Annotated in this window: 16 protein-coding genes; 5 read left to right on the forward strand and 11 right to left on the reverse strand. The window is 54.9% G+C overall.

The genetic code is table 11. The annotated features are described in order from the left end of the window. Positions 1-209: 209 nt before the first annotated feature. The gene (locus E1N14_RS01760; RefSeq protein WP_025010850.1) at positions 210-422 is read left to right on the forward strand and encodes a DUF1107 domain-containing protein; all 213 of its coding nucleotides are present in this window, start codon (positions 210-212) and stop codon (positions 420-422) included. A gap of 2 nt (positions 423-424) precedes the next feature. On the opposite strand, the gene zapB is transcribed toward E1N14_RS01760, so the two are convergent. Next, positions 425-628: a cell division protein ZapB gene (zapB, locus tag E1N14_RS01765; RefSeq protein ID WP_025010851.1), complete on the reverse strand. Its 204-nt coding sequence runs from the start codon at positions 626-628 to the stop codon at positions 425-427. Between the two features lie 202 nt (positions 629-830). Between zapB and E1N14_RS01770 the strand changes: the two genes are divergently transcribed. Then, positions 831-1,178, forward strand: coding sequence for a RidA family protein (locus E1N14_RS01770; RefSeq protein WP_028781133.1), 348 nt, complete (start codon positions 831-833; stop codon positions 1,176-1,178). Here E1N14_RS01770 and E1N14_RS01775 read toward each other — a convergent pair. Beyond that, a complete protein-coding gene (locus E1N14_RS01775; RefSeq protein ID WP_028781134.1) occupies positions 1,175-1,453 on the reverse strand; it encodes a Rho-binding antiterminator in 279 nt (92 codons plus the stop codon). The two genes, E1N14_RS01770 and E1N14_RS01775, sit on opposite strands and share 4 nt — an antisense overlap. Positions 1,454-1,730: 277 nt before the next feature. Next, positions 1,731-2,285 carry an outer membrane beta-barrel protein gene (locus tag E1N14_RS01780; RefSeq protein WP_025010852.1) on the reverse strand — a complete coding sequence of 185 codons (555 nt, stop codon included), beginning with the start codon at positions 2,283-2,285 and terminating at the stop codon, positions 1,731-1,733. 236 nt (positions 2,286-2,521) lie between these two features. Here E1N14_RS01780 and E1N14_RS01785 point away from each other — a divergent pair, with 236 nt between their 5' ends. Continuing rightward, a complete protein-coding gene (locus tag E1N14_RS01785) occupies positions 2,522-3,880 on the forward strand; it encodes an esterase/lipase family protein (RefSeq protein ID WP_062793518.1) in 1,359 nt (452 codons plus the stop codon). A gap of 105 nt (positions 3,881-3,985) precedes the next feature. Beyond that, the gene (locus tag E1N14_RS01790; protein ID WP_062793517.1) at positions 3,986-5,077 is read left to right on the forward strand and encodes a branched-chain amino acid aminotransferase; all 1,092 of its coding nucleotides are present in this window, start codon (positions 3,986-3,988) and stop codon (positions 5,075-5,077) included. Between the two features lie 60 nt (positions 5,078-5,137). Here the strand turns inward: E1N14_RS01790 and E1N14_RS01795 are convergent, their stop codons facing one another. From E1N14_RS01795 to E1N14_RS01820, 6 genes are all read right to left on the reverse strand, one after another. Continuing rightward, positions 5,138-9,574 carry an EAL domain-containing protein gene (locus E1N14_RS01795; protein WP_025010853.1) on the reverse strand — a complete coding sequence of 1,479 codons (4,437 nt, stop codon included), beginning with the start codon at positions 9,572-9,574 and terminating at the stop codon, positions 5,138-5,140. A gap of 227 nt (positions 9,575-9,801) precedes the next feature. Next, a complete protein-coding gene (gene prpF, locus E1N14_RS01800; protein ID WP_025010854.1) occupies positions 9,802-11,001 on the reverse strand; it encodes a 2-methylaconitate cis-trans isomerase PrpF in 1,200 nt (399 codons plus the stop codon). Between the two features lie 85 nt (positions 11,002-11,086). Continuing rightward, positions 11,087-13,678: a Fe/S-dependent 2-methylisocitrate dehydratase AcnD gene (gene acnD / locus E1N14_RS01805; RefSeq protein ID WP_025010855.1), complete on the reverse strand. Its 2,592-nt coding sequence runs from the start codon at positions 13,676-13,678 to the stop codon at positions 11,087-11,089. A gap of 101 nt (positions 13,679-13,779) precedes the next feature. Then, complete coding sequence (gene prpC, locus E1N14_RS01810) at positions 13,780-14,904, reverse strand: bifunctional 2-methylcitrate synthase/citrate synthase (RefSeq protein WP_062793516.1); 1,125 nt, start codon at positions 14,902-14,904, stop codon at positions 13,780-13,782. Positions 14,905-15,084: 180 nt separating this feature from the next. After that, positions 15,085-15,960, reverse strand: a complete 876-nt coding sequence (gene prpB, locus E1N14_RS01815; protein WP_025010856.1) for a methylisocitrate lyase — start codon at positions 15,958-15,960, stop codon at positions 15,085-15,087. A 12-nt stretch (positions 15,961-15,972) separates the two neighbouring features. Further along, positions 15,973-16,698, reverse strand: coding sequence for a GntR family transcriptional regulator (locus E1N14_RS01820; RefSeq protein WP_025010857.1), 726 nt, complete (start codon positions 16,696-16,698; stop codon positions 15,973-15,975). 417 nt (positions 16,699-17,115) lie between these two features. On the opposite strand from E1N14_RS01820, the gene E1N14_RS01825 reads away from it, so the two are divergent. Next, a complete protein-coding gene (locus tag E1N14_RS01825; RefSeq protein ID WP_062793515.1) occupies positions 17,116-17,613 on the forward strand; it encodes a 2-thiouracil desulfurase family protein in 498 nt (165 codons plus the stop codon). 72 nt (positions 17,614-17,685) lie between these two features. Here the strand turns inward: E1N14_RS01825 and E1N14_RS01830 are convergent, their stop codons facing one another. Continuing rightward, entirely contained in the window at positions 17,686-18,624 is a 939-nt protein-coding gene (locus E1N14_RS01830; protein WP_025010858.1) for an acyltransferase, read from the reverse strand. Continuing rightward, a complete protein-coding gene (locus E1N14_RS01835) occupies positions 18,624-19,520 on the reverse strand; it encodes an acyltransferase (protein WP_223828889.1) in 897 nt (298 codons plus the stop codon). Before E1N14_RS01835 ends, E1N14_RS01830 begins: the two co-directional genes overlap by 1 nt. Positions 19,521-20,013 lie beyond the last annotated feature (493 nt).

Genomic DNA, 20,013 nt, shown 5'->3' on the forward strand with positions numbered 1-20,013 from the left:
TAACGGCTTTACTCTAGCAGTGCGTCAAAAAATTGGCAAGTGTTGCTTTATTGACTAATTCACCTGGGCGAGAGGTATAACAGCAAGATTTTTAGAACAAAGGCGCATATTTGCGAATTTTGACTCATTTTCCCGGATTGAAATGAAACCTTCCACCGGGTTGGGGGGTCAAAACTTCGGGATCGGAAATCAACTAAAGGAGGTTTCTCGTGCGTGTATTTCCTGTCTATGCTCCCAAGCTGATTGTCAAACACGTAAGGATATTCTTGACCGGCGCCGTTTGGGTGAAAGATCTGGGAAGATTAGAGTTTGATAAAGGGCGCTTTTTGCTGCCGAGAAAAAGCCTGCCAAAGGTAAAGCAGGCTATCATGGAATTGAACGAACTCATTGAAACTCAGAATAGCCAAGCTAAAACCGTTTAGATTCAGTTGACTTCGTCGTTGAGCAGACCAACAAGGCCGGTGACTTTCTCGTTCCACGAGTTGAGATCTTGCTGAAGTTGTTGGTTTTGCTCTATCAGATGGGCATTCTTCTGCTTTTCTTCTTCCAGCTCCATTTTCAGAAGCTCAATATTTTCGAGCGCGGCCTGGATCTTGGTCTCCAGTTTGGACAGTAATTCTAGGCTCATACAGGAGTCCTTAAATAGTTGGGCGAATGAGATATTGATTCTATCAGTGCCGCTGGCTTAAGGAATAGCTCTTATCTCCAAGTGTCCAAAAAATATGCGATAAAATTGGCTGTTTGGCAGTTTTTTTCACTTATCTGAACCACAACTGTCCCAAGCCGACTTTTGCCGGATAAAATAACGGTTTTCACCTGGAACCAAGCCGATGACAATTCAACGTATCGATACCAATCCGCGCATGAGCAGCATAGTGATCCACAACAACACGGTTTATCTCTGTGGTCAGGTTGCCAAGGATAAGTTTGCCGATATTCAGCAGCAGACCCGTACCATGCTCGAAGAGGTGGATGAACTGCTCAAGCGGGCAGGCAGTAGTCGTGAGCGGATCCTCTCTGCGACTATCTACCTGAAACAGATGAGCGATTATGATGCCATGAATGCTATCTGGGATGCCTGGCTACCGGCGGGGCATGCACCGGCCAGAGCCTGTGTGGAGGCGGCTATTGCCGAACCCGAGTATCTGGTGGAAGTCTCGGTTATTGCGGCGATTTAAATCTCACAGCCTGCCGAGGCAATCAGCACTCGGCCAAACTCGGCGCCTTCCTGCTCAGGTGTGATAGCCAACAGTTGATCCATTCGAATGGCGCGGTTGCTGGTGGCCGTTTGCACCAGCAGCCACTCGCTCTTGTCGGGACGGGTCTCGGTGATCAGCGCCTTGCCATGCAGTATCTCTCCTTGCAACAGCTCTATTTTCAGCGGATAACCGCGAATACAGGCCAACTCCAGGTAATCATAGCGGCCGCAATCTATGGCTTGGTAAGGTTTCATATCTTGGTCTTTTAGTTTGAAGTTAAATAATGCGCTTCCAGATGGAAGCTTGAGCTATCCAAAGTTGCACCTGCTTCCATGCAGAATGGTATAAAAGTAGTTCGAATTTTCACTTATACCAAAATAACTTGCAGTAAATTGTGAGACATGAACCTGGTAGGGGAGTGGCTTGCTAAAGTCGCTGTATCGTCGTGGCTGTTAACCACGCCACTCGATTCAAGAAGAGATATTAAACAAAAAGCCCCATAAATAGGGCTTTTTAGAGGCTGGAGTTTGGCTAGAATCGATAGTCGACACTCAGGTACAGTTGCTGGGTGTTATCCAGTGCATATTTGCCTGAGTCTATCTTGTTGTCATAGTCCTGCTTCAGATAGCGATAACCTATCTCGGTATTGAGATTGTCGCTCAGCTTATACACCAGACCTGTCTGACCACCCCAGACAAAATTATTGTCTGATTCCAGGGCACCGCTATCCGGTGCCGTGTGGTTGATACCGGCGCTGGCACCGACAAACCAGTTCAGTTTGTTGGCCTGATCCAAACCTATCAGGTAGTCATAGGAAACCAGCCCCATCTGCTGCTTGGCAAAGTCATCGCTGTTGTAGCTGTACGTCGCGTAGAGACGCTGGTTGGGGGTCAGGAAGGCACCACCACGCAGCATGTAGACGGCATTGCGATCATCATCGCTGAACTTGCCGCCATCAGTGGGTTTATGAGAGTAGTCATTTTGCTGCGCACCAACACCGCCGCCAACAAACCAGTCAGCTGCAAAAGAAGGGGCTGAGAAAGCGAGAGCCGCAGCGGAAGCCAGTACTAGAGATTGAATTTTCATAATTTACTCCTGGATCCGGGAAAGTCCGGATGGCTGTTTTTAAGCCGGGTCAACTTGTGTTCATCGGCAGGTTAGGACCGCTTTACTGAACTCCACCTGAATGAGAGCTGGATCGGGTTTTTAATCGTATGTATTGGCTTTTTGTGTTAAAAAACCTGATGTTAGAAATTCCAATTGTTGTGGGTCAGTGATGGGTTTGTGGTCGAAAAATAGACTGTTAACCTGAGGGAAAAGGGATGAGACTGGTATTTGTACACGGCTGGAGTGTGACGTCCACAGAGACCTATGGTTATTTGCCGCAGGCATTGGCCAAGCTGGCAGACACTGAGCTTGAGGTGAGTCATCTGCACCTGGGACGCTATATCAGTTTTCAGGACCAGGTGAAGTTGGAGGACGTTGCGCTGGCCTTCGAGGCTGCCAGACGTGAAGTGCTGGGGGATGAACCTTTCGCGGTGATCACCCACAGCACTGGAGCAGCCGTGATACGTTGCTGGTTGGAGACCTTCTTCGGAGCCCAAAAATTGGCGGCTTGTCCCGTGACTCATATGATCATGCTGGCACCGGCCAACCACGGCTCCGCCTTGGCACAGCTTGGCAAGTCGCGCCTCGCCAGGATTAAGGCCTGGTTCGATGGATTGGAGCCGGGGCAGAAGATCCTCGACTGGTTGGAGCTGGGCAGCCTGGGGCAGGCTGCTTTAAGTAAAGCCTGGTTGAACTATGATTTTGAGGCCGCTCGGCTTTGGCCCTTGGTGCTGACCGGCGAAAGTATAGATGCGTCCCTCTATGATTATCTCAACTCCTATACCGCCGAGCCGGGCTCGGATGGTGTCGTGCGGGTCGCCGCGGCAAATATGAATTATGCTCGCTTGCAATTGGTGGAGCAGGCACAGGAATGTGACAGCTTTGATGGTGCCTGCGTGGCCAAGCTGGCGCCGGAAAGTTTCATTCAGGCCCCTGTCAGTGGCTTCGGCATTATTCCCAAGGCCAGCCACAGCAAAGAGAAAATGGGGATCATGCGTTCCGTCAGCCGTAGAAACGCTGCCAACAAGCCGGTAGTGCAGGCGATTCTGAATTGGTTGAAGGTCGACTCGGTAGAGGCTTACCGCCGTGCCTGTCAGGAGCTTACGCGGCAAACCCAAAGCCGGACCACCAAGAAGCGTTACACCATGCTGGTGATTCGGGTGTGGGATGATACCGGCGCCGCCATAGAGGATTTCGATTTTTATCTGCTCAGTGGCGAGCAGTATCTGCCGGGTATTCTGCCAAGAGGCTTTATGCAGGATAAGCAGCGCAACCAGCAGAGCCCCAACTGCCTGACCCTGTATCTGGATGCCGCCAAGATGCAGACCCTGCCTCAAGGGAAAATCGGCTTTAAGTTGGTACCGCGCCCAGATGATGGCGCCTGTTATTATCGTGCGGTTGAGTTCCAGTCTGATGCCGGCGCGGTATCCAGGCTGCTGAAGGAGGACGCCACTTTGGAAGTGGATCTCTTGCTTAAGCGGCACAGGGATGCAGGGCTGTTTACTCTGATCAGCCCTGAAGAGGGCGGCGACTTTTCCCGCTTAGCTCCCCAGGGGGAACTTACCGATATTTGATGGCTAAATTTTTTACAGTACTCCTGCTGGACGCAGGCCTTGGCCCTCTTGACATTATTCCGGGCGCTCCCTAGTCTGCTTGAACAATAGTCAAGGTGGTAAGCAATGGAAATCAAGTATCAGTTAAAGCCCGCCGCAGAGCGTCGCTCAGAGCAGTTTTGCCCTGAAGGTAATGTTGGCTTTGGTCGTCTGCGCACCGACCATATGTTCATGATGGATTATTATGATGGCGAGTGGCGGGATCCCCGCATCGTCCCCTACGGTCCGTTTGAGATGGCTCCCGGCGCGATGGCGCTGCATTATGGTCAGAGTATTTTTGAGGGCGCCAAGGCCTTTATGCATGAAGACGGTGAGATTTATACCTTCCGTCTCAACAAGAATGCCGAACGCATGAACCGCTCTGCCGATATCGTCTGTATTCCCAATATTGATGAAGCCATGCAGCTTAAGGCGATCAATGCCCTTATCGATGTCGACCGTCTCTGGTTCCCCATGCAGGACGGGGCTTGCCTCTATATTCGGCCCTTTATTTTTGCCACCGAAGACAGACTGTCAGTCAGCCCGGCCAACCGCTACACCTTCTGTGTGGTGATGAGCCCCAGCGGCGCCTACTATGGTGAGAGCCTCAATGCCATTCGCCTGCTGATCAGTAAAGAATTCCACCGTGCAGTATCCGGTGGTACCGGTGCCTCCAAGGCCGCCGGCAACTATGCCGCTTCACTGCGTGCCGGTAAGGCTGCCGCGGCTCACGGTGCTTCCCAGGTGCTGTATCTGGACTCGACCAATGAATATATCGAAGAAGCCGGGGCGATGAACCACTTCCATATTCTCAAGGATGGCACAGTGATCATCCCTGAGTTTACCGATACCATTCTCAAGTCGATCACCTCACAGTCTATTATTGAGTTGGCGCCACTGCTTGGCTGTGATGTCCGCCAGGAGCAGGTCAAACTGGATGATTTTATTGCAGGTGTCGAGTCGGGCGAGATCATCGAAGCCGGCGGTTTCGGCACAGCAGCCGTGGTTTCTCCGGTCGGCTCCTACATTTTTGAAGATGGCCGGGTGGTCACTGTCGGTGACGGCAAGGTCGGTGAACATGTCAGTCGCATCTACCGAATCTTCACCGAAATCCAGAAAGGGCACAGACAAGGCCCACAAGGTTGGATTTGCAAAGTACCCAGGCTGGAGAAGGCATAAGCCAATAACTAATTATTGATAAAACGCGGCCAGTTGAGCCGCGTTTTTTATGGGGTGATGCTATTTTCGGCCGAGTAATGTTTGTGCTTGCGCTTCTGTCATTGGGCGCCCCAGCAGGAAGCCCTGGGCCTGATCGCAGCCCTGGGCGGCGAGGAAGTTAAGCTGGGCCTGGGTTTCTACCCCTTCTGCCACCACCTGTAACTCCAGGCTGTGAGCCAGGACTATGATGGCGCTGGTAATGGCGGCATCATCAGGATCTTTGGTGATATCACGGACAAACTCGCGGTCAATCTTCAAGGTGTTCAGCGGGAAACGCTTGAGATAGGCCAGACTGGAGTAGCCGGTTCCGAAGTCATCGACCGCCAGGCTTAACCCCAACCCCTTCAGTTGATTGAGTATTTCCACTGATTCCAGCGGTTGCTGCATCACCGCTGACTCTGTCAGCTCTATCTCAAGTAGATCTGCAGCCAGACCATGCATGGCAAGAGCAACCTCTATGCTGGAAATAATGTCAGTCTGCAGCTGTTTGGCGGAGATATTGATCGCTATCGGAACCGCTTCCAGCCCCTGATTCTGCCAGCGCTCCAGTTGACTGCAGACACTCAGCAGTACCCACTGACCTATGGCGTTGACCAGGCCGGTTTCCTCGGCCAGCGGAATAAACTCCGCCGGAGAAATAGGCCCCAGATCCTGGCTTTCCCAGCGCAGCAGGGCCTCCATGCCGGTGAGTTTACCGGTATGGACGCAGAATTTGGGTTGGTACAGCAGATAGAATTCGTCGCGATCCAGCGCCTGTTTCAGCCCGGCTTCCAGCTGCACATGACGCACCGCATAGGCGTTGAGTTTAGCTGTGTAGAACTGGAAGTTATTGCGCCCCAGCGACTTGGCATGGTACATAGCGGTATCGGCAAACTTCAGCAATTCCAGCGCCTCTTCGGCATCATCCGGATAGAGGCTGATACCTATGGATGGTGAAACATTGAGGCTGAAGTTCTCCAGTGCGAAGGGGCGTTCGAACGCCGCCAGCAGTTTTTCGGCGATAACGGTCGCCGCCTTGGTTTTTTGCAGGCCTTCGAGGATGATGATGAACTCGTCACCGCCCAGACGGGCAACCGTATCTCCATCTCTTATCGCTTGGGTCAGTCTGGAGGAAACCGCTTTCAGCAGTTGATCACCCACATGATGGCCCAGAGAATCGTTAATGTGTTTGAACCTGTCCAGATCCAGAAATAGCAGGGCGACCATGTTACGGTTACGGTGTGCCTGGCGCAGGGCATGATCCAGTCTGTCCTGGAACAGAGTGCGATTGGGCAGGCCGGTGAGCTGATCATAGTTGGCCAATAGGCGCAGGTCTTCCTCGGCCTGTTTGCGGTCTGTGATATCGGTAAATACCACCACGAAATGACTGGCTTCGCCCTGGCTGTTGAGCACCTGATTGACTTCCATCCATACCAGCAGCGGCTGCTTGCTGTGGGTGCGGATCTGCACTTCACCGGACCAGTGTTTTTGGTTCAGCAATTGATGCTCTATCTGCTGATAGAAGCTTCTGGCGTAGAGTCTCCGGGTCAGGAACAGGAAAGACTTGCCGGAGATCTTCTGTTCGTTGAAGCCGGTAGTGCTGCAAAACGCCGGATTGACCGAGATGATGCGGTAGTTGAGATCGCAGACCACCACAGACTCATTCATGCTTTCCAGTACCTGGGACGATAGCCGCAGCGCCTCTTCCTGGCCACGGCGCATGCTGATATCCGTGTAGGTGCCCGCCAGGCGCAGTGGTTTGCCACTACGGTCGCGTTCGACTATTTTTCCGCGATCCAACACCCAGCCCCAGTGCGTGTTGCCAAGCTTGATACGATACTCGGCCTCGAAGAATTCGGCATCCCCCTGGAGGTAGCTCTCCAGTGCCGCTTGAACATGGGGCCTGTCGTCGGGATGTACCAGCGCCATCTGCCGACTGGCTTTGGTTTCCAGTGGTGTTTCTGAGCCTTGTTTGGGGCCGGTAACGAAGAAGCGATCGTCTTCCAACTGCCAGTCCCACATCCGGTCACCCGAGCCCCAGAGCGCCAGTTTCAGCCTCTCTTCAGAAAGCTGGATATTGGACTGTGTTTGCTGCTCGAGACGACGTTGCGACAGGAAACGCCTTAGCCAGAGGCCAAACAACAACAGCGCCAGTGCCAGATAAAACAGATTAGCCAGGGTGGTGCGGTAAAAAGGGGCCGGCACTGTGAGTTTTAACAACAGTTGCTCATGTCCTTCGGGATTGTGCTGCAACTGATGGCGGGCAAACAGCCGATAGTCGCCGGGCGCCAAATTGGTATAGCTGATCTCGTGCAGCGACTGGGCCGGATGCCAACTCTTGTCCCAGCCCTCAAGGAAAAAGCTGAATCTGTGGCGTTGGGGATAGGCAAAATCCAGTGCAGTGATCTCAAAGCTTATTAACTGCTCACTATAGGGAATCGTCAGCTCGGGTATATGGCCAAGATCCAGCCTGGGAAAATAGCTGTTGCCCAGGCGGTAACCGGCCAGGGCAAGTTTGGGTTGTTTGCGTACCTTGGGCACCTGCTGAGGGTAGAAATGGTTCAACCCATTGATGCCTCCAAACCAGATACTGCCATCCTTGTCCTGCCAACTGACATTGCCGTTGAATTCCAGCGCCTGCAAACCTTCATATTCGTTGAAGGTCAGCACCTTTTCCTTGTCGATGGCAAAGCGGCTGATCCCTGAATTACTGCTGAGCCAGAGGTCGCCGCTCTTGTCCTGCTCCATGGCATAGACGGTATTGCCCGGTAATCCCTGATTACGGCCGAAGTGTTGCAGCTCATCCTGGCGCAGGCGACTGAGGCCACCGTGAGTGGCAAACCAGATATTGCCGTCCCTGTCTCTGAGAATATCCCGCACCATGGGATTGGCCAGGCGATCACCGCGGATGATCTGTTGTTGGCCCGTGTCAGGTTGCAGCCAGTAAGCGCCATTGGTGGTGCCGACCCAGATGCCATTGTTGGCCGTGGTCAGGCTGAGGATCATCTGCGACTGTGGCCCTTCTTCAAGATACTCGTTGACAAAGTGGGCCTGGAAAACACCGGTATCCGGGTCGAAATGGTATAAAGTGTTGCCGGCACCGAGCCAGATCTGTTCATCTGGGCTGATGATCAAATCGCGAATACCGGGTTCGTTGCCCGGGGGCCGATACAGCTGCATTTGGCCGCTTTTGTTCAGTCTTATCAAGCCTTCACTGCTGGCCAGCCATAGCCTCCGGCTGCTGTCCTCGGTAATCGCCCTGATAGTGAGATCCAAAAAGGACTCATCCTGGCCAAGTAGTTTGGCGAGCTGGCTGTTGTGGGAGAAAAATCGGCCATCTTGATCCATATGAAATATGCCGGCCCTGTCGGTGCCCAAATACAGCAAGCCGTCGCCGGAGCGGAAAATGGCGCGGATATTGTTGTCCCGCTGGCGCTCCAGGGGTTGTTGATTGTTGTAGATATGCTCGAAGTACTGCCGGGCCAGGTTCACCTTGTCTATGCCTGAAAACAGGCTGCCAATCCACAGAATACCGTTGTTGTCCTGCAGCAGGCTGTAGACATCATTATCGCTGAGGCTATTGGGATCGGATGGGTCATAGCGATAGTGCCTGGCTTGCCACTGGCCTTCTTTAAGCTGTAGCTGGATAAGCCCCGTCTGTTGGCCCCCTAGCCAGATGCCGCCCCTGCTGTCAAAGATAAACTCCAGAATGCCCCGATTGGGCGTTGGCAGCCGGTAGATGAACTCTGGGTTTTTCAGCCCGGGCGGATAACGCCAGAGTGCATCATCGATAACCAGCCACAGGGCGCCATCTTCGCTCTGGCGGGCCTGTACCGGATGACCATGTTCGGCATCGGGTAAGGGCAGGGGCTTGAGTCCTTCATTACGCAAAACCAGCAAACCATCACTTTGGGTGCCAATCAGCAGAGCATCTTTTCCTATGGGAGTCAGTACCCGGATATCAGCGCTGATATTTTGCCCCAGTGACAACTCATGCAGCTCGCCGCTGACCGTATCCAGGGCGTAGAGTCCATTGCCGCTTCCGACCCAGAGTGTCTCACCCACCAGAGTCAGACGGTTGATTCTTTTGCTGTTGATCCCCTTGTCACGGCCAACGGGAGTGAATACTCCCGTCTGCAGATCCAGGCGGTTCAGTCCGCCGTTGAAGGTGCCTATCCACAACTGTCCCCGGCTATCCTGCAGTATGTCGGTGACATGATTATCCGACAATGTCTGGCTGTGGTAGGGGTCATGTTGAAACAGAGTAAATTCGATGCCGTTGTAACTGTGCAGCCCATCCTGGGTGCCAATCCACAAAATGCCCGCCTTGTCCTGGTAGAGGCTGGTGATGCTGTTCTGATTCAGGCCATTCATGCTGCTGACATGCTGGAATCTGAGCTGGGGCGCAGGTTCTGCCCTGAGCTCAAACAGGCAGACAGATAACAGTAGAGCGGCGAGTAGGCAGCAGATCCGAGACAAGAGGCCCTCTTTTTCAGTAGGTTTTTGATTGGTGAGAATTTATTTTATAACAGATTTCTTTTCTCAGTTTGGCAAACTTTATCGCACTTTATCCTACTTTGTTGCCCAGTTGATAACAGAAAGGAAAAAAGGCCCCGCCGGAAGGGAGGAAGCGGAGCCTTTTGGAAAGGGGGAGAGGCAATCGACAGCTGTGTTATCAACGACTGCCATCGAAAGCCAAGCTACTGTTAAAAACTGTCGTCCGGAATTCGTACTGCGCCTTCCATCAGGATACGCGCCGAGCGACTCATGATGGCCTTGGTCACCTGCCACTGGCCGTCCTTGAATTCGGCTTCGGCGCCGACTTTCAAGGTGCCAGATGGGTGGCCGAAGCGTACCGAACTGCGCTCACCGCCACCGGCCGCCAGGTTAACCAGGGTGCCCGGGATGGCCGCGGCCGTGCCTATGGCCACTGCCGCCGTGCCCATCATGGCGTGGTGCAATTTACCCATGGACAGGGCGCGAACCAGGAGGTCGACATCGGTTTCGGCCAGCTGTTTGCCACTGGAAACCTGATGCGCCTGCGGTTTGGCCACAAACGCTACCTTGGGAGTGTGTTGGCGGGTTTCGGCTTCGGATAGCTCCTTAATCAGCCCCATCGCCAGCGCGCCGTGTGCCCTAAGCAGCTCAAAGCGAGCCAGCGCCTCGGGATCGCCGTTGATCTCCGGCTGCAGCTCGGTGCCTTGATAGCCGAGATCGGCGGCATTGACGAAAATGGTCGGGATCCCGGCGTTGATCAGCGTTGCCTGAATTTTACCGCTGGGGTGTACTTGGGTGGGAACCGTCAGCTCATCCACCAGCTTGCCGGTAGGGAACATGGCGCCGCCGTCTTCACCATCATCGGCAGGGTCGATAAATTCCAGCACAATTTCGGCGGCGGGGAAGGTGACACCGTCGAGCTCAAAGTCACCGGTTTCCTGCACTTCACCGGCGCTGACCGGCACCTTGGCGATAATGGTCTTGCCGATATTGGCCTGCCAAATCCGCACTTCGCAGATGCCGTTTTCCGGTACCCGTTCCGGGGCAACCAGACCGGCATGCAGGGCAAAGGCGCCTGCCGCAGTGGAAAGGTTGCCGCAGTTGCCGCTCCAGTCGACAAAGGGCTTATCTATGGAGACCTGACCATAGAGGTAGTCCACATCGTGGCCGGGAACCTGGCTGGCATTCATAATCACGCATTTGCTGGTACTCGAGGTCGCGCCGCCCATGCCGTCTGTGTGTTTGCCGTAGGGGTCAGGGCTGCCGATGACCCGCATCAACAAGGCGTCGCGGGCCGGGCCGGGCACTCTGGCCGCCTCAGGCAGATCGTCCAGGCGGAAGAACACTCCCTTACTGGTGCCGCCGCGCATATAGGTGGCGGGAATTTTTATCTGTGGTTTAAATGCCATGGCATTGGATCCTTTGACATAAATATTTTTATCAGTCGGCCATAACCTTGGCTATGGCCGACTTGGTCACGCATCAAGGGCCGGCTTAAACATTGCCCTGCAAGAAGTCCTGCGCGAAACGCTGCAGTACACCACCGGCTTCATAGATGGTTACTTCCTCAGCGGTATCCAGGCGGCAGCGCACAGGTACTTCCATCGTTTCGCCATTGCTGCGATGCAGCAACAGGGTCAGAGTGGCGCCGGGAGTGCGCTCGCCGAGAACGTCGAAGGTTTCTGTGCCATCTATGCCCAGGGTCAGCCTGTCGGTCCCAGGGAAAAACTCCAGCGGCAGCACGCCCATACCTATCAGGTTGGTTCGGTGAATGCGTTCGAAGCCTTCGGCCACAATCGCCTCGACTCCGGCCAGACGCACGCCCTTGGCAGCCCAGTCACGACTGGAGCCCTGGCCATAGTCTTTACCGGCTATGATGCACAGGGGTTGCTTGCGCTCCATGTAGGTTTCTATCGCTTCCCACATGCGTACCTGTTGCCCTTCGGGCTCGATACGGGCCAGCGAGCCCTGGATCACCTTGCCGCTGTCGTCCTTGACCATTTCGTTGAACAGTTTGGGGTTGGCAAAAGTGGCCCGTTGAGCCGTCAGATGGTCACCCCTGTGGGTGGCGTAGGAGTTGAAGTCTTCCTCCGGCAAGCCCATCTTGGCCAGGTATTCACCGGCGGCGCTGGATGGCAGAATGGCGTTGGACGGCGACAGGTGATCTGTGGTGATGTTGTCACCCAGTACCGCCAGTGGCCGCATCCCCTTGAGCGCACGTTCACCGGCCAGGGCGCCTTCCCAGTAGGGCGGACGGCGGATATAGGTGCTCATTGGGCGCCAGTCATACAGAGGGTCGACCCCATCACCGTATTCCACGGCGATATTGAACATGGGCTCATACACCTTGCGGAACTGCTCCGGCTTGACCGATGACTTGACGATGGCATCTATCTCTTCGTCGCTGGGCCAGATGTCCTTGAGGGTAACGGCGTTGCCATTCTGATCTGTGCCGAGTGGGTCTTTCTCTATGTCGAAACGCACAGTCCCTGCAATGGCGTAGGCCACTACCAAAGGCGGCGAGGCCAGGAATGCCTGCTTGGCATAGGGGTGGATCCGGCCATCGAAGTTACGGTTACCGGACAATACCGCGGTGGCGTACAGATCTCTGTCGATCACTTCCTGCTGGATTTTGGGATCCAGCGCGCCGCTCATGCCGTTACATGTGGTACAGGCGAAGGCGACTATGCCAAAGCCCAGCTGTTCCAGGTAAGGCAATAGCCCTGCCTCGCGCAGATAGAGATCCACCGCCTTGGAGCCGGGCGCCAGAGAGGTCTTGACCCAAGGCTTGCGCACCAGACCTTTTTCCACTGCGTTGCGGGCGATAAGACCGGCGGCAATCACATTGCGCGGGTTACTGGTGTTGGTACAGCTGGTGATGGCGGCGATAATTACGGCGCCATCCGGCATCAGACCTTCTTGCTGATCTACCTTGCCGGCAATGCCTTTGGCGGCCAAGTCGCTGGTGGCCAAACGAGCGTGCGGGTTGGAAGGACCGGCCATGTTGCGCACCACGGAGGAGAGATCAAACTCCAGCACCCGCTCATATTCGGCGCCTTCGAGGCTGTCGGCCCACAGACCCGTGGTCTTGGCATAGTTTTCCACCAGTGCCACCTGCTGGTCATCACGGCCGGTGAGGCGCAGATAATCTATGGTTTGCTGATCGATATAGAACATGGCGGCAGTGGCGCCATATTCGGGAGTCATGTTGGAGATGGTTGCCCTGTCACCCAGGGTCAGGCTGGCGGCGCCTTCACCGAAGAATTCCAGATAGGCACCCACCACCCGCTCTTTACGCAGGAATTCGGTCAGCGCCAGCACTATATCCGTGGCGGTAATGCCGGGAGCGGCCTTGCCGGTCAGCTTGACGCCGACTATGTCCGGCAGGCGCATCCAGGAGGCGCGGCCGAGCATCACGCTTTCGGCTTCCAGGCCACCCACGCCTATGGCGATCACCCCGAGGGCATCCACGTGTGGTGTGTGGCTGTCGGTGCCGACACAGGTGTCCGGGAAGGCGACACCGTCGCGGCTCTGGACCACGGGGGACATCTTCTCCAGGTTGATCTGGTGCATGATGCCGTTGCCGGGTGGGATCACATCGACGTTTTTAAAGGCCGTCTTGGTCCAGTTGATAAAGTGGAATCTGTCTTCGTTGCGTCTGTCTTCAACGGCGCGGTTTTTCTCGAAGGCATCCGCTTCAAAGCCGGGGTGCTCCACCGCCAGAGAGTGATCCACAATCAGTTGGGTCGGCACCACAGGGTTAACCTTGGCCGGATCGCCGCCCTTGTCGGCGATGGCATCACGCAGACCGGCCAAATCAACCAGTGCTGTTTGGCCGAGAATGTCGTGACACACCACCCGCGCCGGGAACCAGGGGAAGTCCAGATCCCGTTTGCGTTCGATAATCTGTTCGAGGAAGTCGTTGAGCCTGCCTGGCTCTGCGCGGCGGACCAGGTTTTCAGCCAACACCCGCGAGGTGTAGGGCAGTTTGGCATAGGCTCCGGGGCTGATGGCCTCGACTGCGGCGCGGGTATCGAAATACTCGAGGCTGGTGCCGGGCAGGGGAGTTCGGTAATTGGTATTCATGAGTTCTGTCCACTGAGAAGCAACTGCAAAAAGAGCCGGGCCCGTGCTCACTTGGGTGCCCGCTCTTGCTCATTCATCGGGCGGCCGTTTGGCCGCCGGGATCAACGCTCGCTGAGAGGCGTCACCTTGCGTGGCTCAACTCCAACATAATCGGCACTCGGGCGGATAATGCGGTTGTTGGCGCGCTGCTCCATCACGTGCGCGGCCCAGCCGGTGAGGCGGGAGCAAACGAAGATGGGGGTAAACAGCTTGGTGGGGATCCCCATGAAGTGATAGGCACTGGCGTGGAAGAAGTCGGCGTTACAGAAGAGTTTCTTCTCTTCCCACATCAGGGCTTCACAGGCAACAGAAACGCGATAGAGGCGTTCATCACCATATTCCTGCGCCAGCTTTTCCGACCACTCTTTGATGATCACGTTGCGGGGGTCAGACTCGCGGTAGATGGCGTGACCAAAGCCCATGATCTTCTCTTTACGCTCCAGCTTGCCCTTGAGCACTTCGCGGGCATGGTCTTCATCGCGCATATCCTGAATCAGCTCCATCGCCGCCTCGTTGGCGCCGCCGTGCAGAGGGCCGCGCAGTGAGCCAATGGCGCCTGTGATGCAGGAATGCATGTCAGACAGGGTAGAGGCACAAACCCGGGCGGTGAAGGTAGAGGCGTTGAATTCGTGCTCGGCGTAGAGGATCAGTGACACATCCATAACCCTGGCATGTAGGGCAGATGGAGCTTCGCCGTGCAGCAGGTGCAGGAAGTGGGCGCCTATCTGGTCGTCATGGGTTTCTGTGTCTATACGCACGCCGTCATGGCTGTAGCGATACCAGTAACAGATGATGGAAGGAAATGCCGCCAGCAGACGGTCGGCCACTTCACTCTGCTCGGAGAAATCTTTTTCGGTTTCCAGGTTACCCAGCATGGAGCAACCGGTACGCATAACGTCCATAGGATGGGCATCGGCCGGGATCCGCTCCAGCACCTCTTTCAATGCCTGTGGCAGGCCGCGCATGCCTTTGAGTTTCTGACGATAGGCCGCCAGTTGCGTTTCGGTGGGCAGTTCGCCGTAGAGGATCAGGTAGGCCACTTCCTCGAAGCTGACGTTTTCGGCCAGATCTTTGACGTCATAGCCGCGGTAGGTCAGGCCTGAGCCGGACTTACCGACTGTGCTCAGTGAAGTTTCGCCTGCGCTTTGGCCGCGTAATCCGGCGCCGCTCAGTTTCTTGTCAGTCATAATGCATTCCCTCTTCCGTTACACTCTTGTCAATTTGTTGGCCAGCCATGGCTGGTCTGGTATGCGGTTGCCTTTTTCAGCGCTCTGGGGCGCTGTGTAGGGCGGCAACCCCGGGTGTTTCTTGGGGCAACCCCTGCAACCGGCGCGTCTGCGCCGGTCAATCATCCCTGGATTCAGCCGTTACTTTTGGCTGAACAGCTCATCGAGCTTGGTTTCGTAGTGGTGGTAGCCGAGGAACTTATACAGCTCTTCACGGGTTTGCATGGCATCGACCACATTGCGTTGATGACCGTCGGTCATCAGTGCCTGCATCACTTTCAGGGCGGCCAGGTTGGCGGCGCGGAAGGTGCTCAGTGGGTAGAGCACCATGTCGGCACCGGCTTCGGCCAGTTGTTCCTTGTTGAACAGTTCTGTCTTGCCAAATTCGGTCATGTTGGCCAAGATCGGGGCGTTGACGGCCGCCTTGAATCGACGGTACTGATCCAGCTCGGTCAGCGCCTCGGCAAAGATCATGTCGGCGCCCGCCTCGATATAGGCCTGGGCGCGTTCGATACCGGCATCCAGCCCTTCCACGGCAACCGCGTCTGTGCGGGCCATGATGACGAAGTTCTCATCTGTGCGGGCATCCACGGCAGCCTTGATACGGTCAACCATCTCTTCGGTGCTGACCACGGCCTTGTTGGGTCTGTGACCACAGCGCTTCTGTGACACCTGATCTTCCATATGCACGGCGGCGACACCGGCCTTTTCAAATTCCTTGATGGTGCGGGCAATGTTGAAGGCGCCACCCCAGCCTGTGTCTATGTCGACCAACAGCGGCAGTTCGGTGGCCGATGTGATACGGCCGGCATCGATCAGCACATCGTTCATTGAGGTCATGCCCAGATCCGGTAGGCCGTAAGAGGCGTTGGCGACACCGGCACCGGAAAGGTACAGGGCCTGAACACCGGATTGCTCGGCCATCAGGGCGAAATAGGCATTGGTGGTTCCCACGATTTGAAGCGGCTTGGCCTTGGCCAGAGCCTGGCGGAATCTGAGTCCTGCGCTGCGAGTCATCTGTTTGCTTCCTTATATTGAGTCCAGGGCGGCATGCTCCGCCTGAAGCTGTTTGAGTCTGAGTTCGGTATTGCGCCGTCCCTGTTCGATATGACGGCGCATCAGCAAGCCGGCCAGTTCGGCATCGCGCTGGGCTATGGCTTCGACTATGCGTCTGTGCTCGGCAATGGCTTTGACCGGGCGGTTCTTATTGGTGCATTGATAGCGATACATTCTCAGCAGGTGATATAAGCCGCCGATCAGGGTTTCCTGCAGGTGCTTGTTACCGCTGGCGCGGATGATCTGGTAGTGAAAGTCCACATCACCCTCTTCCTGAAAATAGGTATCGCCTTCTGCCAGCGCCGCTTCCTGACGGGCCAGCAGTTGCCACAACTGGTCGAGCTGCTCATCGGTTATCCGTTTGGCGGCCAGTCCACAGGCCATGGCTTCCAGCGTGCTGCGCAGTTCGTAGAGGTCGTTGAGTTCAGCCACAGTCATGGCGGCGACTCTGGCGCCCACATGGGGGATACGTACTACCAAGCGCTGACGCTCGAGGATCTGCAAGGCCTCGCGGGTTGGACCGCGGCTGATACCGTACTTGAGTGCCAGCGCCTGCTCGTTGATCTTGCTGCCGGGAGCCAACTCACCCTTGATGATGCTGGTCTGAATTTGCACCAGGATCTGATCCACCAGGGTACTGCTCTTCTCCGGAGTGGCTTTATCAACGCCGTTTTTGTCCAATACAGGTGCCTGAGTCACTGCTTAAGTTTCGCTCGATTGTTAACAATGGTTCGACATTAGATGTGATCTAACTCATTGTCAACAATGTCTTTACCTAGACGTAAGTCTAATATTTTGGTGTTTTTGATAATTGAACCCTTATTTAACAATATCTTGGGTTTATTTTTTAAACTTGCTGTTAGCATGGGTTTACACTTGCTATTGCAACTATTGTCGACAATCCCGTTTTAAACAGTTTTCTTGAGGGGCGACTGATAGAATGCTCCTTGTCAGCGGCAGACAAGGAAAAGAGCGAAGCTTGTTATCCGTAGCAGTGTCCCAGACCCTGGGCCGTTAAACCGAGAGCATGAGCCACTGCCAATTAGGCGAGGGCGGTTGCCCGGAGTGAATCGTCCGAGTGATGAGAGAGGCAAGAGTGATAAGAGTGGGCAAAGCATGAGCGCAGAAATCATCAACACAACAAAACCGAATCGGATATTGATAAGTGCCTGTTTGTTGGGGCAAGAGGTACGCTATGACGGTGGTCATAACCTGCTCAATGATGCCAGAGTGCTGCTATGGCAGGCCCAAGGGCGGTTTGTGCCTTTCTGCCCCGAGTGCGCCGGCGGCTTGCCGACACCCAGAGCTCCGGCCGAACAGATACAGGGACGAGTGCTGACCTGTGACGGTGAGGATGTGACCGAGGCCTTTGAGCGAGGCGCCGAGCTGGCACTGGCCAAGGCGCAGCAACAGCAAGTGGTTGCGGCCATTCTCAAGGCCCGCAGCCCTTCCTGTGGCAAAGGCAAGATTTACGATGGCAGTTTCTCCCGCCAACTCATAGAGGGCGACGGCGTGACCGCCGCCTTGCTGATGCGCCATGGTATTCAAGTGTTCAGCGAATTTGAGCTGGATGCTGCCGAGAAGTATCTGACTGAATGCGATAAAAGCGCTTGAGTCGAAATACTCAGTTTTAAAACAACAATGCCGGGCTTAGGCCCGGCATTGTTTTGTCCTGGACAATCACTGTCAGTGGCTTTTTTGTGCCAGCTTGCTGTAGTCGTCGGCGGGATGGCATTCGGCCAGCAACTGGTCTATTTGGGCATCCTTTTGTTGCCAGATGTCGTTGAGCCAGCGTTGAAACTCTACCCTGTACTCTGGCTCGCTGAAGTAGCGAACAGAATCCACCTGAGGCACGGGCAGAGCCTCGATTCGCACCACAATTTTGTGCACTTTACCCTGCATCACGGCGCCGAGAATATCCTTGGGGGCATCGGGATAAAGCACTGTCACGTTCAGCAAGGCATCAAACTGCTCGCCCATGGCTGACAAGGTGAAGGCAATGCCACCGGCTTTTGGCCGCAGCAGGTGCTTGTAGGGGGATTTTTGCCGCTGCCGTTTGTCTTCGGTAAAGCGACTGCCTTCCACATAGTTGATGATGGAGGTGGGCAAGTCTTTGAATTTTTCGCAGGAGCGCCGGGTCGTTTGCAGATCCTTGCCCCTGAGCTTGGGGTTTTTCTTCAGCTTTTCCGGGCTGGTGCGGTTCATAAAGGGCATGTCCAGCGCCCAGCAACCCAGGCCCATAATGGGAACATACAGCAACTCTTTCTTGAGAAAGAACTTCAGCATGGGGATGTTGTTGCGCAGGATATAGGTCTGCGCAGCAATATCAAAGCCACTGAGGTGGTTGCTGATCAGCAGATACCAACCATCTGGCTTGAGGCTTTCAAGTCCCTGCACATCCCATTCGACCTTGGCTATCAGGTGCAGTATGCCGCCATTACAGCTGGCCCAGGCCCACATGAACCGGTTCATTAACCGGGTCATGGCGATGCGGCCACCCTTCCAGGGCAGCAACAATTTGAACAGGCCGCCGATACACACCAGCGACCCCCAAACGGCGGTATTGATGATCAGCAAGCTCAGGCTGAGAATAAACAGCACAGGCCCGGGCAGGAAGTGCAACATCAGGAGTCCCCTTGAGAATGGTTTGCCTTGGCGGCCAATTGTTCCAGCACTTCATCCTTGTGCTGCCAGAGGGCGTTCAGCCGCTCCTGAAAGGCTTGTTTGAACTGACGATCATTGGCGTAGTCACCCCGCATCCCCGAGTCTATCTCCTTGACCTCCAAATGGAGGTAAACCTCAGGCAAACGGCCGCTGATATAGTCCCAAAAACTGGGGATCTTGCCGGGATAATAGATGGTGACATCCACCAGTTTGTGGATCTGCTCGCCCATGGCCGACAACGCAAAGGCCATGCCGCCGGCCTTGGGTCTGAGCAGGTGTTTGAACGGTGAGTTTTGCTTCTGGTGCTTGCTGGGCTGAAAGCGGGTACCTTCGACAAAGTTCATCACGCTCACCGGCTTGTGCTTGAATTTGGCGCAGGCCTTACGGGTAATTTCAATGTCTTTGCCTCTGAGTTTCGGGTTCTTTTTCAACTCAGCCGTGCTGTAACGGCGCATAAAGGGAAAGTCCAGCGCCCACCAGGCCAGCCCAAGTACGGGCACATAAATCAGCTCTTTTTTCAGGAAAAACTTGAGAAAAGGGATCCGCCGATTAAGCAGTCGCTGCAGGATCAAAATATCGACCCAGCTCTGGTGGTTGGCTACCACCATATACCACTCCTGCTCTGACAGCTCCGGAAGCTCGTCTATATGCATCTTCAGCGGATGAAGCAGCTTTTCTATGCCGCCGTTAACACTGATCCAGGCACTGGCGCAGAAATCCAAAGCGTGGCTGCATAGGCGCTGTAATGGCTTTATTGGAAGCAGTTTTATCAGGCTGCCCAGCAGAATTGGCAGGCTCCAAAACAGGGTGTTGATAACATAGCCGCTAAAGGCAAGACAACCTCGAATCAAGGACAACTTGGGCTCCCTCAGGATCATAAAAAGAAAAATCGACCGACTATGTTAACCGCAGTCGCCACCAGGCTTCAATCTTAAGCTGGCGTTGACAGGGAGTTAGGGCCTGCTCACATAAGCATTGGTACAAGAGGTTTAGCCTGCTTCAGCCGTATAAGTTGCGCCATCTATATCTCTGCGCTGTACAGAAGATGGCTTGCAATGCAGCGTCTTTCAGCATCTTCCTGAGCCTTTACCCGTATGTTGCTTTGTGGCGAAACTGCGCCTGGCACTTTAAATCCCCGGCGCATTTTTGGTGGAAGCCGGTTGACTGTCAAGCGCAACACTGGCGCCGGTAAATGGGACAATCGGCGCCGTTATAGGCTAGGGCTGCATAGCGGCTATGGCTGGTTAATTGATAGGGCTTGGTTTTCGGGCCGGGCAAATACTTTGGCACAGAAGCTTGACTCTGGAGCTTACTCCAAGCTTTACACTCCTTGGCAATAACAAACGGCCC

The sequence above is a fragment of the Shewanella algae genome (genome assembly GCF_009183365.2).
GTDB lineage: Bacteria > Pseudomonadota > Gammaproteobacteria > Enterobacterales > Shewanellaceae > Shewanella > Shewanella algae.